The sequence below is a fragment of the Streptosporangium sp. NPDC049248 genome (genome assembly GCF_040678965.1).
GTDB lineage: Bacteria > Actinomycetota > Actinomycetes > Streptosporangiales > Streptosporangiaceae > Streptosporangium > Streptosporangium fukuiense.
Genome location: NZ_JBFAQY010000097.1, coordinates 1 through 1,087 on the forward strand (window position 1 = coordinate 1; position 1,087 = coordinate 1,087).

Genomic DNA, 1,087 nt, shown 5'->3' on the forward strand with positions numbered 1-1,087 from the left:
GAGCCGGCGGAGGCGTTGTAGAGCTGGTAGGTGGTTCCGCCGCTGAAGGAGTCGGAGCGCTGCACGTAGTAGCCCGATCCGCAGACCTGCTGCGGGGTGTAGGGGTTGGGACGCGAAGCCGCAGGCGGTGGTGAGGACGGCTGCGATGAAGGTTCGACGGAGGGCGAAGCGGCCGGCGGAGACGGTGCCGGAGTCGGCTTGACCGTGGGCTTGCTCGGCGGCGTGGGGGTGGCGGTCGGGGTGGGAGTCGCGCTCGGGGTCACGCTCGGTGTGGCGGACTCACTCGGGGTCGGGGTCGGGGTCGGCGGTTCGCTCGGCGTGGGCGTGGCCGTCGGGGCCGGTGTCGGCTCGGCCGTCGGCGTCGGCGTCGGTGTCGGCTCGGCCGTCGGTGTCGGAGTGGACGGCGCGCCGGTGGTGGTCGGCACCGCCGGAGCGGTGGTCGCCGGGATCTGCGGCGAGGTGACGAACGACGTCGTCGACGGGACCGGCGGCGAGATCGTCGGGACCTCGGTGCTCAGCCGCAGCGGCTCGACGTCAGGGGTCTGCGGGTCCGTCGTGGTGCCCCAGGGCACGGCCACCTTGCCGGTGTCCGCCGGGTTCTCCCAGAGGTTCTGTTCCTTCGCCCAGGACTGGTCGAAGGGACTCAGGCTCGCCTGGGGGACCGCTCCGTCGGCGGATGCCCGTTGCGCGTCGAGGGAGGTGTATCTCCCGGCGGCCCACAGTCCGAGTCCGGACAGCAGGGCGACCACGCCGACGCAGGCGGCCAGCATGATGGAGAAGCCGCCGGTCTTCTGCCGTTTCCTGGTCTCAGCGGCCGCCTGGAGCACAACCGGCCCCTGCGGTGCGGAAGCCGCGCTCCGCGGGAGCGGCGGCACGCCCCAGCCGGACGGCGGCACCGGCTGCGAGGCGGTGACGCCGGGCTGCTGCGGTAGGGCCGGCAGCCCCTCCTCCTGCCACCCGACGTCCCCGGTGATCCGGATCGCCGGTTCCTCGCCGAGTAGGCGGAGCATGGCGGCCTTGGTGTCGGGGCGTTCGTAGGGGTGTTTGTCGAGGCAGGCGGTGAGGAGGGCGACGAGTTCTGGGGTGA

1 pseudogene is annotated in these 1,087 nt (G+C 73.1%); it reads right to left on the reverse strand.

The window, feature by feature from the left end:
- Positions 1-1,087: pseudogene (locus AB0K21_RS44720) on the reverse strand (serine/threonine protein kinase); the annotation flags it as partial.